The following is a 14,931-nucleotide window of genomic DNA, read 5'->3' as shown; positions in this document are numbered from 1 at the left end:
TACTACAACATTAATGCTTTAGTACTAATCGTTAAAACATATCATATTACCACCCTAAAATTATTCATTTAAAAGTTGACGCTGAAGGCGTATTTAAAATAGTTAAAACGAAAATGAATAGAAGAGGATATTTTGTAGATGCTTTTTTTTATCTAAAAAAACAAAAATATAATCCAAAACTGACTAAATTAAAAAGTCTTTATCTACAAAACAGCAAGTAAAGACCTTAAGTATTATAAAATCACCTTTTAAAAACTGTTCTAAATTGATATAAAAATCTTTCTATCAATCTTAAATCTTCAGTAATTATTTCAGCAGTCCCTGACATTTCTTGTTGGAAAGGAATTATTTTATGATAGGAAGTTTCCAATTTTTTAGGTAAAGCTACATCAATCCACAAACTACCATCTTTATCTGGGGTTAATGAAATACTTTTAATTTTCCCTACTAAAATACCATATTGATTGTCCGGAAAATTTGTTAATTTTATATTTACCTTCTCACCCACTTTTAGCTTTCCTGAATTTTGAGCGGGCGCTTTTAATTTCCCTACATAACCTTTTTCTAAAAATGGAATTACTGAAAAAATAGTTTCTCCAGAGTTAATCGTTTGATTTGTTGTCCAAATTTGCAAGAAAGACACTTTCCCTGTGACAGATGACTTCAGTACAAATGCTAATTCCCAATCCTTAATAACTTTCTTTAATTGATAAAAGGCTTGTATCTTATTGTTTTTTAAATTTACTTCTTCTTTCGTGCCACTAATTTTTGCGCTTTTACCATTTTTAGAATTATCATTTAAAGAAGATTCTAATTGTGAAATGCTGCTCAACAAGTCACGGTAACCTTTTTCTACTTGAATATATCCAAGCTTTTTGTTATCAAAATCTTGAGCTGAAATAATTCCCTTATTAAATAATTCTTCATATCGATTAAAGTCCTTCTTTTGTAATTTCAACTCGTTTTCATTAAGCTTCTTCTTCTGAATCAAAAGATTTATACGTAATAAAATTTGTCTGTTTTCTTCATTTTGTGCTTCTCTTTCTATCTGAAAAGGTTTTAAATCAGCATTTAATTCATATGCAATATAGGCTGCTTGAAAAAGAGAATACGAACTTTCTATTTCACCTAGTTGCAAATTTTCTAATTTAGTAAAATCAAAAAAATCACCCTTCGGATGTTTAATTATTTCATTTTCTAGTAGATAAACATCTTTATAATTCGATGAGTTTTGTATGATCGCCAGGGGTGTATCCTCATTAACAAAAGACCTATCTTTTACCAAAATAACTTCAATTTTACCTGAAGATTTTGCAACTATTTTTTGAGGAGGAATATTAGTTGTAATTACAATTTGGGTAGAAACAATATCTGGATATTTAATTATCCAAGATATTACTAGCAAAATGAATATAAAACCCAACAATATTGAATTTCCCCATCTTAATATTGAACTAGGCGGATTAGTCAAGACGTCCCTTACTTCCTCGCTGTATACTTTCAAACCATCTTTCAATTCTTCCATGCTTTTTTTTAACTTTAATTTTTTCCCTTAAGAAATTAATCTAATTATAAAATTCTAAGCTCCCAGTTCCAATTGATTTTTAACCAACCCATAATATTTGCCTCTCAATTTTGTTAAATTATCATGAGTCCCTTGTTCAACGACAGATCCTTCTTCTAAAACAATAATATTATCTGCATTTTTTACCGTACTTAAACGATGTGCAATAATAATAGCCGTTTTCTCTTTCAAAAATGTATTTAGATTTTCAATTATTACTTTTTCATTATTTGCGTCCAAGGCAGAAGTTGCTTCATCAAAGAAAACATAACAGGGATCTTTATAAACGGCTCTTGCAATCATTAAACGTTGTTCCTGACCACCGCTTAGTCTAATTCCTGATGTTCCTAATTCTGTATTATATTTATTTGGTAGTTTTTGTATAAAATCTTCAATGTTTGCAATAAATGCGGCATTATTTAATTTTTCCCTATCTATAATTTCGTTTTGTTCAGATTCTGATATATTACCTGCAATTGTATCATCAAACATAAAAGTATCCTGCATTACTGCACCACAATTTGAACGCCAATAATCATTATTTACATTAGCTAGATCAATTGATCCTATAGAAATATTTCCTTTTGATGGTTCATAAAATTTTAGCAACAATTTCATCAAAGTAGTTTTACCACTGCCGCTTGCGCCAACAATAGCGGTTGTTTTTCCTTCAGGAATACTACAACTTAAATTTTTTAAAACATAAGGTGTTGATTTTCCTCCATATCTGTAAGACAAATCTTTTATTACAATTGTTTTATTAATTGACAATTCTTTTACTTTGTGCTGATCTAAATCATCTTCATCTTCTTTACAATGAACTTGGGACAATCGCTCCAAACTTATTTTTGCATCTTGCCAAGTTTGTATAAAACTAACGAAATTACTTAATGGTAAATTTAATTGTCCTACAATGTATTGAATGGTCATCATCATTCCTATTGTAAAGTCTCCATCAACAACTGCTTTTGCAGAAAGAAATGTAATAGTTATATTTTTTAATTCATTAACTAAAGTAGCACCAATAGACTGATATTGCGCTAATTTTAAAGTCTTTAAAGAGGTTTTAAAAAGGCTGATTTGTGTATATTCCCACTTCCAGCGATTCTTCCTTTGTGAATTATTAATTTTTATTTCTTTGACCCCATTTATTATTTGTATCAAATTCGTTTGACTTTGCGATGTTTCATCAAATCGCTTATAATCTAATTCAGCTCTTTTTTTTAAAAAGAAGAAAGTCCAAATCACATAAATTATTGAGGCTCCAATAAAAACGAAAAATATTCTTACACTGTAATATACTAAAATAAAATTGAAAACAACAAACGTGATCATTGAGAATAACATATTCAAAGATGAAGAAGAAATAAAGCTCTGAATACGTGTGTGATCTGTGATTCTTTGCAAATGTTCACCTGTATTTCTAGTGTCAAAATATGATACCGGTAATTTAACCATTTTAAACAAAAAATCAGAAATCATTTTAATATTGAATCTACTCGTAAAATGAATTAAAATCCATTCCCTAAAAATTGTTACGGAAGTTTGCGACAAAATCAAGACCAACTGTGAGATAAGAATCAAATAAATAAAAGGTACATCACGATTATTTACCCCAATATCTATAACTGATTGCATCAAAAAAGGCAATAAAAACTGAATGATTGTCCCAACTAATAAACCTATAAATAATTGGTTAATCAATTTTTTATAGGGCCTGAAATACGGAATTAAAAATTTAAAACCTTTGTTTTTAATTTTATCTTCTTCCAAAGCATAAAACTGAGCGTTTGGCTCTAGTAACAATACATAACCATTTCCATCATCTGTATTAGTCCAAGCTTTTTTAAACTCTGAATAGCTATAATCCAACAATCCCTTAGCGGGATCTGCAACATAAATTTTTGATTTAGTCGTTTTATAAACAACAATAAAATGCTTTTGCCTCCACGGACAAATAAATGGAACAGGAACATCAGTAACCAAACTCTCTAAACTGATACGCATTCCCAAAGTTCTCATTTCAATGGCTTCTGCTGCTTCTGCAATTCCAGCCATTGTTACTCCCACTCTGGTAATGTTTGTCTTATCTCTTAAAAATTCTCTTGAAAACATTTTACCATAATGTTTAGCAATCATCCTTAAACAAGTTGGTCCACAATCTTTAAAATCTAATTGTTGATAATAAGGAAAATCTTTTTTTATTGCCATCTTACTTGATAAGGATACTTTTCATAAATAACATTATCTTCATTAATCGTAAAACCAATTTCCGCATCTTTCTTAGCTTCTTTTAGTAATTTCTTAGCATTGTCTAGTTCATTAGTTTTAACTAAACAGATAGCTTTATAAAATTTTGCATCTGAAAAATTTGAGTAAATATTTAAAGCTTTATCAAATTCAATTATTGCTTCCTTCCAATTTTGCTGCTCATAAAATGTTATTCCATAATAGAACAACACTGTAGGATGCTCAAGTCCCTGCCTGTTTTTGAAAATATCATCAATGTATTCTTTAAATTTCTTCTGAGCGATACTAAACTCATTTAGCTGCAAGTAACAAAGTCCGATATAAAAATCATAAGTATGATCCATAACATAATTATTACCAAACTGAATCTTGCAATCTTCAAAATCTAATATAGCTTCTCTATAAGTTTTAGAAAAAATGCATTTAATAAAGGCTCTATAAGGCTGCCAATTTTTCGCATCATATTTCACAGCATTATCAATAAATGCCATACCTACCTCATATTTTCTTGCTTTAAAATACGGCATTGCTTTTTGTTGCCATAAATAAGCAATAGTGCTATCTCTTTTAAGTCCATCGTCCAGACAGTTTTGCCATTCGGACATTTCATAATAATAATTATGCTTTTCTGCACAATTAGTAACAAATTCTTTTACTATAATCTCTTGTCGGTTTATTTTATCGCTTATTCCTTTTTTTTCCTGAGAGTAAGAATTAAGATAAACCAACAAGAATGCAACTGCTATTTTTTTTACGTTAAATACTTTTCGTCTAAGAGTCATAATAGTGATTAATTTAATTCAGTAAATTTTGAATATGTGAAATTATAAGGTTGATTTATATACTTAAACTCACTTGTTATTGGTTCCCATTTGTATAAAACTTCAAAGTATTTTTCTTTAATACCCTCATATATTTTTATTCCACTTAGGGTTAAAATATTTTCAATACTTCCAAAATAATCTATTATTTTATCAAAATTCTGAATATCCTTCTTACACTTATTAAGGTAAAAACCAATCCTGCCGATAGCTTCATTTTTTTGTTTTGCGTTAAACGAATTAGCTTCTAAACAAGCATCTAAACATAAAAAAGTAGTGTAGTATGTATAGAATGCATGGATTAATACATAAATGGTTCTACTATCTTTATTTAATAATATCTTACCTATATTTTGTTCTTCGTCGATTTTAAAAAAATCTTTTCTATTATAAAACAATGCGCTTAAAATTATATGACCTGTTTGGTGGGCTATGTCGTCTACAAAGAAAACTTCATCATAATCATCCTGATAAGCATTAAAAAATGCAACCCCATGAGCAGATATTGCTGCGAACGAATTTGTGTTTTTAGGATTCGATTTAAAAATGACACATTTTTTGCAATTTGATTCAATTAACTCAAATTGCTCAAAAACATTTTCTTTAATTAACTTAAAAGCCTTATGTAAAAAGAGGATATTTTTTTTATAAGCATTTTCAATCTCAATTTTATTAGATTCAACTTGCTTATTATCAAAATCTTTATAAATATGCCCTAGAAATTTAACTTTGTACTTCAAAATTTCTATATTGGTGTTTTCTATTAGATCAATTGAATCAAATAATCCATTTTTATTCTTTATATAGTACCCTATTTTTGGCAGATAGGCAATTCCATCATCGTTATAAGAATAATTTAAGAATACTTCTTTTGATGATATAAAATATCCTTGCATAATTTCTTCTAAAACTAAATTGTTGTGTTTAGTTTTTGGTAAATTAAAATATGCAAATAGCAGCGGCTCTAAAAAAACATTATCATCATCAAAATCAATCTTTTCTAAAAGCAATGGATCTTCCTTATAGATTAGAATTTTAATAGTATTTATAATTTCGTTATGTCTAATATCAAGTTTCATTATTAATAAATCTTTATCTTTAAAAAATTCTTCTTCTTACATTATTTAAACTATTTTAATCATAAATAATCAAATAAGTTATTGAAATTTATAATTAAGAGGCTGTAAAAACCGCCTCTTAACTTCAAACAAATTAATATTCTGCCCCCATCCAATGCCAAAAATCGTCAGCCCATTCATTGAGCCATCCGCATGAACCCTCATGGCATTGTGCCATTCCTCCTGAAATGCTAGTTAACAACTCTTCTGAAACAGCTAATTCTGTTTTTTCCTTTAACGCGTCTAAACTTAACTTCATAATTTAAAATTTTTATGGTTATAAAATTGATTTGATTTCCTAAATTATAATTTAACAAGAACCACTATGTCGACCTAGCGTCTACATAAACTACCTAGGAATTCATATGCCAAAACTATGAAGTTAACAACGTATTTCTTATGCATTTTTATGCGAATTTACATGCGTGTTTTAAAAATACAAGTAATAATATCTTACAAAAAATATATTTTTATTTGTTAAACTAAAAAAAACACAATATGAACTGTTGTTTTATAAATAAAAACAACTTAACATTGTAAGAAAAAACTTCAATAATGAATAAAACAAAACTTATACAAGTAAGATTGTCCAAAGGACTTTCGCAGGAGGAATTGGCAGATTTAATTGGAATGACACAATCCAATTATAGCAGAAGAGAGAGTGGCCGAAAAAGCATTTCCGATATTGAGTGGAATAGGATTGCTAAAGAATTAGAGGTAAAAACAGAAGTAATTTACGAACCTGATGAAGTAAGCTCAACACTAAATAATACAACAAACATGTATCAATTTAATATCCCAGATTTTATCATGGAACACATGGAATTATTAAAAAAAGAAAATAAAAATCTTAAAGAGAAATTAAGAAAACTGAAGTAACTAAAATCTTTATCAACAGTAAAAAACAAGTACAATATCTTAATGAGTTTATATAAAAAATTATTCAAACAAACAGCAATTTATGGATTGGCAACAGTCCTTCCCAAAATGTTCAGTTTTATATTAGTTCCGCTATATACTAATCTCCTTCCTAAGTCTTCTTATGGGGAAATGACGGAAATTTTTGCCTATATGATTTTTTTTAATATCATTTTGTCTTACGGTATGGAAACCGTTTTCTTTAGATTTTTTAATACTGAATCTGATAAAAAAAAGGTTATTGAAACAAGTATGATTTCAATTTTTTGGACTACTATATGCTTTTTATTTTCAACTTTACTATTTCGAAATACAATCTCTCAAACATTTGAAATCGATGTAGAATATATAACTTACGCTATTTGGATTCTATCTTTAGATGCATCAGTAATAATTCCATTTTCTAAACTTAGAGCTAATCAAAAAGCAAAAATTTACTCTATAATTAAAATAGGAAGTGTTGTTATAAACCTAATTTTAAATGTGTTTTTTTTAAAATACCTCCCGATAATTTCTAGTACGAATCCAAACGGAATTTTAAGCAATTTTTATTTTAATGATTTTCAAATAGGTTACATTTTATTATCGAATATAATATCTAGTCTCATTACATTTCTAATACTTCTTCCGAATTATTTTAATCTGAATTGGAAATTTGATTTTAATTTATGGAAAAAAATGATGCATTATGGATTTCCAATATTAATAGCAGGAATAGCTTTTGCGATCAATGACCAATTTGATAAAATCCTACTTGCAAAAATATTACCTAAAAGTATTGCAGAATCTCAAGTAGGTATTTACGCCGCTTGCTACAAATTAGGTCTTTTTATGGTTTTATATAGAACAGCATATACTCTGGGAATAGAACCTTTCTTTTTTAGCCATGCATCAAATAAAAACGCACCTCAAACGTACGCATTGATAACTAAGTACTTTATCATCTTTGGTTCTTTCATATTATTATTTGTAATAGTATTTGTAGATGTTCTAAAAACCATCATGATACGAGACTCCTCTTATTGGAAAGCTATTGGAATAGTTCCATTAATAATTTTAGCAAACTTCTTTCTCGGTATTTATACTAATCTCTCTGTTTGGTATAAGCTTATAAATAAAACATACATAGGAGCCTACATATCAGTTATTGGAGCCATATTAACGTTAATTATAAATTTTGCACTAATTCCCACTATGAGTTATTATGGATCTGCTATAGCTACTTTAATCGCTTATGCAAGCATGATGTTTATATCATATTACCTTGGAAACAAATATTATCCAATACCTTATGATATCAAAAAAATATTATATTATTTAAGCATATCTATAGTCTTTTCTATAATTTCATTTTATTGTTTTAGAGAGAACTATTACCTAGGTATTTCATTACTTCTGATTTATCTGTACTTAATATACAAAAATGAAAAAAGTATAATATTTTTAATTATTAAACCTCGAAAAAATTAGCCTCTTAATAAAATCATATTCCAAAAGATAAACAACTGAATCATTGCAATTAAAGGAAAATCAACCACGAATCATCTCAATATGCTCAATATCATCTTCCAGATACATTTCGCTGGTTTGCACGAATCCGTGGCTTTCATAGAATTTTTTTAAATACAATTGAGCTCCAATCGTAATCGCATCTTTATCAAAATTTGATTTTATGGCTGCAATTGCTTCACGCATCAGATCATGTCCCCATTTTCGGTCGCGGTAATTGGCATCTACCACCACACGTCCGATCGAAGCATTATCAAAACTAATCCCCGCATCGAATAAACGTACATACGCTACTGTTTTGCCGTCGTACTCGCCAATTAGGTGTAATGCTTTCTTGTCTTTGCCATCCAGGTCTAAATAAACGCAGTTTTGCTCAACTACAAAGATCTCACTTCGTAATTTGAGTAAATCGTATAGCTCGTTTACATTTAACGCCTCAAAAGGCTTTATTTTCCATTTTAGCTCCATTTGCTCTCTGTTTATTGTTTTTGTCTTATTGTTTATGGTTCTAACTTACGCTAAAAACAAAATTATACCAAATATTCTTAACTATAAATCCCGATTACAATCTGCAATCGGGATTTATACTTTATGATGAAATGAGAATCTTATTTTTTCTTCATAATGATTTCCATGCTCTTGAACTCTTCCCCATTTTTTACATCAAACATTTCCATTTTACGTGTTTTAGCATCTACAATGGTATAAATTTCTCTGTAGGGTGTCTTTTTGCCGTTTACGGGATTAACCATGTCCCCTTTTAGCTCCATACTTTTGGTACTTTCATCGTACTTACCCATTGCCACCAGCATACCGGTTCCCATATTATCGATAAATGTGGTGGTGTATTCTTTACTGGCATTGTTGTAAGCTAATGTACTTTTACCTTCAAAAGCTTGCCCCATCATGGTTCCCTGATAGTTCGATTCCTGATAACGTCCTCCAAGAATCATTTTAACGTTTGCTGTTGAAGTGGCTTTTTCAGGTTTCCCGTTTGGTTCTGACCAGAAAGTCATGTCACAATTCCAGGTTCCAACCTCATCCGCCATTAATTTATGAGGAGCCCCCGGGGTTGCATACTCTTGCCAGGCTTTCATTTGTGCTGCCGAATCAACCGGTTGTTCTGCTATTGGTTCTTCTTTTTTAATACTATCAGAAGTGCCTACCGTTTCAGTTGCTGTCTTTGCCTCTTTTTTACAGGAAGCAAAACACATGACTAGTAATAATGCTGCAATTAAATTTTTCATAATGATCTGTTTTAATGTTAGTTGTAAAACAAAATTAAGAAAAATTAGTTTGTCACCTCATTACTAAAAACTTAACAGGATTTCTATAAAAAGCTGCAAATTGATAATTTTGGCATTGGGCTTTTGCCCTTTCAGGGCGCTAACAAACTTTTACATGCTTCATAGTGCGTTGCACTATGCTTTAGCTGAAGCTCTTTCAGAGCGACGGATTTACCTCTTATCAATTTTAACTGATTTTATTATCGCTTCCAGATCCAGCATTAGGTCACGTTCTTCGTTGGAGGGCGAATAACAAAATCCCTCGATAACCAGAATTCGGTTATACATTTCGTCAACAATGGCATAGTTGATAAAAGGTCCGGCCATAAAATCATTCTTAAGCTCCCAGGTGCCTTTAGTTTCAAAAGCTTTTTTTCCATCTAATAAAATCGTCGAGAAATAGGGAGCATAAGCCTCTCCTGTAATCATACGTGTTTTGGGTTCCTTGCCTTTGATATAGTAACCAACAGAATCCCGCATTCGGATAATGTTGTCTACTACATTTGAGCTTTTCTCAAAACTGCGAATCGGAATTTGATAGATGAGCAGACTGGTATTTCCGCTAATGATGTCTTTTTTAAGCCAGATAAAGTTCTTTTTGTGCAACATGTATTCATATCCAACGGGTATCTGAAGATCGACATGAAATTTGTTTTTTATAATGGCCGGATTCAGCAGGGATTTGCTGTTGTCCTCCTGAATTTTTTTGATTTCGGTATCGCGGATTACCTTAATAATTTGTGCTGAATTGAGTTCGATACTGCAAATAATATCATCTACCGATTTTCCGTAAATTCTAAAAGTATTATGAGGCAGCGAGGCGCTGTGTGTGACTTCGAACTTATCAGCAGCAGCTTTTTTTACCACAATAATGCTGCGGCTGTCGGTAACAAAACCTTCCAGCAAACGAGCCGGATACTGATTGATGGTAAATATTGGTTCTTCCTGTGTAAGTCCTAAAACCGGCGAGGCAAATTTATTTCGAATGCTGTCGCCCACTTCGCCATACCACAATTGATCGTCTATAATGACGGAAATAGTATTGGTTTTTCCAGACACAGATTCAATCTGCTTGTCATTTTTAAAGCATGAAATGAACAGCAGCGGAAGTAGTACTAATAAAAAATGGGTTTTATTCATTCTCTTAAGTTATGAAATAAAACCCAAATTTATATAAGATTTTGAATTATCCGTTTATTTTAAGTTTCATTCCGGGTTTAATGTCTCCGTCTTTAATATTATTCCATTTTTTAATATCGGAAATGGTTACTCCCGGATATTTTTTAGAAATACTATACAACGAATCTCCTTTTTTAACGTAATAGTCTTCACCCAAAGCTTTCGATGTTGCTTTTTTCTTAAACGAATCAATTGAATTGTTTGACGCAATAGCGGTTGTTACAGCATTCTCATCTACAATTTCAGGAACTGCTTTAGAAATCACTAATGTTTTTCCTAAACCAATATTATTTGAAGTTAGACTATTAAGTTCTTTCAACTCCGCAATAGTCGTACCGAATTTCTTTGCAATACTGCCTAAATTGTCTCCGGCAGCTACTACATATTCCTGCGGTTGTGCATTATTTTTATCTTTATCATCTGCTGAAGCAATAGCCTCCTCTGATTTTTTATCTATTGCAAGTGTTGCTTTAGCTTCTTTAGGATTTTTAACAACTGCCTCTATTTCAGATTTAATTTTTAAATTTCTTCCAAAGGCCACTGAATTTGATTTCAGATTGTTCCACTTCTTAAGATCTACAATGCTTACGTTATACTTTTCGGCAATTGCTCCCAGATTATCACCTTTACGAACTTTGTAAAACTGAATTTCTTTAGGAGATTCTTCTTTTTCTTTGGCTTTCGCAATGTATTTTGCTCTTGGGGCTGTCCTCATCGCCAATTGAACCGGAATGGTTTTGTTCTGCGATTGGTAAGCCACATAGGCATAAATTTTGTCTTCGTTTGACACAAAGGTGGCAATTTTATCTTTGGGTAAACGCAGATAATGCTCCTCTCCCTGATAAAACGGAACTACATTTAGTTTATAGGATGGATTTAAAAGCTGAATTTGAGATTGCGGCATGTCTAACAAATCAGCAATTTGTTTGAATGACATTTGGCTTTTGATCTGAACGGTATCCGTTTCAAAATTTTTAACAACGGCTCTTTGTGGATTAATTCCGTGTTCTTTATGGTACTCAAAAAGGTACATGGTGGCTAAAAAAGCGGGTACATAACCTTGAGTTTCTTTTGGAAGATGGCTTCGAATGTCCCAATATTTTGTTTTTCCACCGGAACGACGAATGGCCTTGGTCACATTTCCTGGTCCTGAGTTGTAAGAGGCCAGAACCAATTCCCAGTCACCAAAGATGCTGAACATTTTAGTCATATATTCTGATGCCGCGGCAGTTGCTCTAAGCGGGTCACTGCGTTCATCGATATAAGAATCTATTTTAAGAGCGTATTGTTTTCCGGTTCCGTACATGAATTGCCAAAGTCCGGTGGCGCCCATTTTAGAAACTGCTTTAGGATTTAAAGCAGATTCTACAACGGCTAAATATTTAATTTCTAAAGGCACATTTTGTTTGGCAAAAGCGTCTTCAAAAATTGGAAAGTAATATTCTGATAAAGACATCAATCGTGAAAACGATTTTTTACGATTCTTAAGAAATGACTTTATGATGTTTTCTAATCCCTGATTGTATTCAATATTAAAAGGTGATTTCCCATTCATTGCCTGCAATCGCTGTTTTAGCAAATCTGTAGGCAGTTCTTCATCGACTGTTACATCTGTGTTAATGGTTTGAATGTCTTTTGTTAAATCGTCGTAAATATCGAGACTTACTAATTCGTTCATCCAAAGACTGTCAACACGTGTTGCCAGTTCATTTTTTTTGAAGGTACTTTTAACAGAATCTAAATACGATATTTTTACAACCGGTTTAATTTCAGCATCTGCTTTTGCAACATTCTGTGCGACCACAGAAATAGAAAAAAAAGCGGAAACCACTATTGCTATTTTTTTTACAATCATATAACATTTTTTTAAAATTCTATAATTCAATAAATTACAGAAACCTTAGTTTTACAAACTTAAACAGTTTATTGAAGAAAACTATGTAAAAAAATGTTAATTGTGATTTTTTAGTCCAAAATCGCGGCGATTCCAGGTAAAATTTTACCTTCTAACATTTCAAGCATAGCTCCACCTCCGGTAGAAACATAACTCATTTTATCTTCAAAACCGAACTGTTTTACTGCTGCAACAGAATCTCCACCACCCACTAATGAGAAGGCACCATTTTCTGTAGCTTCAGCAATATAATCACCTAAAGCGATCGTTCCTTTAGCAAAGGACTCCATTTCGAAAACTCCTAATGGGCCATTCCATAAAATTGTTTTTGACTCCAGAATTACTTTTTTAAAGTTTTCCAAAGATTTAGGACCTGCATCAAGACCTTGCCATCCGTCAGGAATTGCGTTTACATCTACTACCTGAGTATTTGCAGTATTAGAAAAACTATCTGCCGCAATTACGTCAACGGGAATGTGAACCTGAACTCCTTTTTCTTTGGCTAATCTCAAAATTTCAAGTGCTAAATCCTGTTTGTCATCTTCACAAATAGATTCTCCGATTTTACCACCCAATGCTTTAACGAATGTAAATGTCATTCCACCACCGATGATCATATGATCTACTTTGTCTAAGATGTTTTCGATAACGGTAATTTTTGAAGATACTTTCGAACCTCCAAGAACTGCTGTTACGGGTTTTTCACTATTTTTAAGTACTTTATTTAAACTTTCTATTTCTTTTGCCAATAAGGTTCCAAAACATTTTTCAGTTGGAAAAAACTGGGCAATAATTGTGGTTGAAGCGTGTGCTCTGTGTGCTGTACCAAAAGCATCGTTTACATAGATGTCTCCTAATGATGCTAATTCTTTTGCAAAAGCAACATCTCCGGCTTCTTCCTCAGCATGAAAACGTAAATTTTCAAGCAACAAAACTTCTCCAGGCTGTAAATTTGCAGCGGCAGTCTTTGCTACTTCTCCAACACAATTTTCAGCAAATTTCACCTGAACTCCCAAGATTTCAGAAGCTGTTTTTAAAATGTGCTTTAACGAATATTTATCTTCTGCTCCTTTTGGTCTGCCTAGATGCGACATTAAAATTACACTTCCTCCTTGTGCTAAAATTGCATCGATAGTTGGTTTTGCCGCTTCGATACGTGTAGCATCCGTTACATTAAAGTTTTCATCCAATGGCACATTAAAGTCCACACGGATAATTGCTTTTTTATTTTTAAAGTCGAAATCGTTTAGAGTTTTCATTTGATAATTTTTTAATTTTTTCTGATAGAAAAACAAATATAGAACTTTTAGGGTTGCAACAAATTTGAAAAATATAAAAATAAACCCGCTGTAACAGCGAAAACGATATAATTTATGAAAAAAAACAAATTAACTTTAAAAACGCTAAAAATGTTTGTTTAGTCGTGAACCGGACTTTGTGTACAAGGACAGTTACTGATGGCTTGCAAGAAATCGAAACCAATAGTTACCGAGTGTGTCCCCGTGTTGTAATTCCCTAAATTGTTAAACATTACCTGATACGAATACCCAAAGTAGAACTTAGATTTCATAAAACCTACCATTGGCCCAACGGATAATGGTTTTGGGAACTGATCGTTTAAGAAACGGTACGAAACCCCAATCCAGTAATAATCCTCGTAACGGTTGTAACGTCTGTACTTGAAGTTAAAATCGGTTGTAGAACGTTTATCACTTGCGAAGTATTGGTAGTAAAGCGATGGTTCGTATTCGATACGGCTGTTTTCTCCGTCTTTAAAAACAAATCCTGTATATACCTGATAATTGGAAAGTAAACTTGGCTCTACTCCTCTGTATTTGTTTGTGTTTTTCTTTAATACGTTATTCGCATTAAAACTGATGTAGAATCCTTTGTTACGGTACAAAGCACTTACATCAAAGTTGCTGTTTGCGGTATATCGATTGTCGGTTACACTTGGATCTAAAATAGGATGCTCGATGGTGTTATTGAATTCATCAATATCAATACGGAAACTATTAAAGTTGTACGAAAGTCCGAAAGACAAGTATTGTTTCGAATAATAATCCAGAATAATGTGGTGCGCAAAGGAGATCTTAGCTCCAGTCTGACGCGTATACCCATTCTTATCATTGTACACATTGATACCCACTCCTGAACGGTCCAAAACTCTAAAATCGGCATAAAGCGACTGGTTGTCCGGTGCATCTTTTATCCCTACCCATTGGGTAAGTCCATTGGCTCTAATTCTAAGGTTATCGCCGATACCAGCGAAGGCCGGCGAAATAACAAAAGGATTATCGGCTAAATACTGTGTAAAAACCGGTAGGTTTAACTCTTGGCTGTAACTTGTTGTTACAGCCATGAGTACTAAAGATAAAATAAACTTTTTCAT

At 31.8% G+C, this 14,931-nt stretch carries 13 protein-coding genes; 2 read left to right on the top strand and 11 right to left on the bottom strand.

Annotation, left to right across the window (positions count from 1 at the left end; translation table 11 throughout):
* Positions 1–241 precede the first annotated feature (241 nt).
* The 5 genes from C245_RS0106595 to C245_RS24225 form a co-directional block, all read right to left on the bottom strand.
* Positions 242–1,525 (bottom strand): HlyD family secretion protein, encoded by a 1,284-nt coding sequence (locus C245_RS0106595; RefSeq protein WP_017495793.1) that lies wholly within the window; start codon positions 1,523–1,525, stop codon positions 242–244.
* Between the two features lie 54 nt (positions 1,526–1,579).
* The gene (locus C245_RS0106590) at positions 1,580–3,775 is read right to left on the bottom strand and encodes a peptidase domain-containing ABC transporter (protein ID WP_017495792.1); all 2,196 of its coding nucleotides are present in this window, start codon (positions 3,773–3,775) and stop codon (positions 1,580–1,582) included.
* The gene (locus C245_RS0106585; protein WP_017495791.1) at positions 3,766–4,596 is read right to left on the bottom strand and encodes a M48 family metallopeptidase; all 831 of its coding nucleotides are present in this window, start codon (positions 4,594–4,596) and stop codon (positions 3,766–3,768) included. Before C245_RS0106585 ends, C245_RS0106590 begins: the two co-directional genes overlap by 10 nt.
* 8 nt (positions 4,597–4,604) lie before the next feature.
* Positions 4,605–5,714: a hypothetical protein gene (locus tag C245_RS0106580; RefSeq protein ID WP_017495790.1), complete on the bottom strand. Its 1,110-nt coding sequence runs from the start codon at positions 5,712–5,714 to the stop codon at positions 4,605–4,607.
* Positions 5,715–5,847: 133 nt separating this feature from the next.
* Positions 5,848–6,012 carry a hypothetical protein gene (locus tag C245_RS24225; protein ID WP_017495789.1) on the bottom strand — a complete coding sequence of 55 codons (165 nt, stop codon included), beginning with the start codon at positions 6,010–6,012 and terminating at the stop codon, positions 5,848–5,850.
* A 296-nt stretch (positions 6,013–6,308) separates the two neighbouring features.
* Between C245_RS24225 and C245_RS0106570 the strand changes: the two genes are divergently transcribed.
* Entirely contained in the window at positions 6,309–6,632 is a 324-nt protein-coding gene (locus tag C245_RS0106570; RefSeq protein ID WP_017495788.1) for a helix-turn-helix transcriptional regulator, read from the top strand.
* 42 nt (positions 6,633–6,674) lie between these two features.
* Complete coding sequence (locus C245_RS0106565) at positions 6,675–8,141, top strand: lipopolysaccharide biosynthesis protein (protein ID WP_017495787.1); 1,467 nt, start codon at positions 6,675–6,677, stop codon at positions 8,139–8,141.
* A gap of 60 nt (positions 8,142–8,201) precedes the next feature.
* Here the strand turns inward: C245_RS0106565 and C245_RS0106560 are convergent, their stop codons facing one another.
* From C245_RS0106560 to C245_RS0106535, 6 genes are all read right to left on the bottom strand, one after another.
* Positions 8,202–8,648 carry a GNAT family N-acetyltransferase gene (locus C245_RS0106560; RefSeq protein ID WP_017495786.1) on the bottom strand — a complete coding sequence of 149 codons (447 nt, stop codon included), beginning with the start codon at positions 8,646–8,648 and terminating at the stop codon, positions 8,202–8,204.
* A gap of 140 nt (positions 8,649–8,788) precedes the next feature.
* Positions 8,789–9,427, bottom strand: coding sequence for a DUF1579 domain-containing protein (locus C245_RS0106555; RefSeq protein WP_017495785.1), 639 nt, complete (start codon positions 9,425–9,427; stop codon positions 8,789–8,791).
* Between the two features lie 210 nt (positions 9,428–9,637).
* Complete coding sequence (locus tag C245_RS0106550) at positions 9,638–10,606, bottom strand: DUF4837 family protein (protein ID WP_017495784.1); 969 nt, start codon at positions 10,604–10,606, stop codon at positions 9,638–9,640.
* A 46-nt stretch (positions 10,607–10,652) separates the two neighbouring features.
* Positions 10,653–12,500 carry a LysM peptidoglycan-binding domain-containing protein gene (locus C245_RS0106545; protein WP_017495783.1) on the bottom strand — a complete coding sequence of 616 codons (1,848 nt, stop codon included), beginning with the start codon at positions 12,498–12,500 and terminating at the stop codon, positions 10,653–10,655.
* 110 nt (positions 12,501–12,610) lie between these two features.
* Positions 12,611–13,798 (bottom strand): phosphoglycerate kinase, encoded by a 1,188-nt coding sequence (pgk, locus tag C245_RS0106540; RefSeq protein ID WP_026109916.1) that lies wholly within the window; start codon positions 13,796–13,798, stop codon positions 12,611–12,613.
* Between the two features lie 158 nt (positions 13,799–13,956).
* Positions 13,957–14,931: a type IX secretion system membrane protein PorP/SprF gene (locus tag C245_RS0106535; protein WP_026109915.1), complete on the bottom strand. Its 975-nt coding sequence runs from the start codon at positions 14,929–14,931 to the stop codon at positions 13,957–13,959.

Origin of the sequence: Flavobacterium sp. WG21, assembly GCF_000335775.1 — a bacterium.
Classification (GTDB): domain Bacteria; phylum Bacteroidota; class Bacteroidia; order Flavobacteriales; family Flavobacteriaceae; genus Flavobacterium; species Flavobacterium tructae.
The sequence above is the reverse complement of the archived record's forward strand: the minus strand, read 5'-3'. Positions and strand labels throughout refer to the sequence as shown.

Bases quoted from the DNA above. Each gene is read 5' to 3' on its own strand.
- C245_RS0106555 (WP_017495785.1), bottom strand. From the start codon at position 9,427: ATGAAAAATTTAATTGCAGCATTATTACTAGTCATGTGTTTTGCTTCC.
- C245_RS0106580 (WP_017495790.1), bottom strand. From the start codon at position 5,714: ATGAAACTTGATATTAGACATAACGAAATTATAAATACTATTAAAATT.
- C245_RS0106595 (WP_017495793.1), bottom strand. From the start codon at position 1,525: ATGGAAGAATTGAAAGATGGTTTGAAAGTATACAGCGAGGAAGTAAGG.
- C245_RS0106570 (WP_017495788.1), top strand. From the start codon at position 6,309: ATGAATAAAACAAAACTTATACAAGTAAGATTGTCCAAAGGACTTTCG.
- C245_RS0106535 (WP_026109915.1), bottom strand. From the start codon at position 14,931: ATGAAAAAGTTTATTTTATCTTTAGTACTCATGGCTGTAACAACAAGT.
- C245_RS0106560 (WP_017495786.1), bottom strand. From the start codon at position 8,648: ATGGAGCTAAAATGGAAAATAAAGCCTTTTGAGGCGTTAAATGTAAAC.
- C245_RS0106585 (WP_017495791.1), bottom strand. From the start codon at position 4,596: ATGACTCTTAGACGAAAAGTATTTAACGTAAAAAAAATAGCAGTTGCA.
- pgk (WP_026109916.1), bottom strand. From the start codon at position 13,798: ATGAAAACTCTAAACGATTTCGACTTTAAAAATAAAAAAGCAATTATC.
- C245_RS24225 (WP_017495789.1), bottom strand. From the start codon at position 6,012: ATGAAGTTAAGTTTAGACGCGTTAAAGGAAAAAACAGAATTAGCTGTT.
- C245_RS0106590 (WP_017495792.1), bottom strand. From the start codon at position 3,775: ATGGCAATAAAAAAAGATTTTCCTTATTATCAACAATTAGATTTTAAA.
- C245_RS0106550 (WP_017495784.1), bottom strand. From the start codon at position 10,606: ATGAATAAAACCCATTTTTTATTAGTACTACTTCCGCTGCTGTTCATT.
- C245_RS0106545 (WP_017495783.1), bottom strand. From the start codon at position 12,500: ATGATTGTAAAAAAAATAGCAATAGTGGTTTCCGCTTTTTTTTCTATT.
- C245_RS0106565 (WP_017495787.1), top strand. From the start codon at position 6,675: ATGAGTTTATATAAAAAATTATTCAAACAAACAGCAATTTATGGATTG.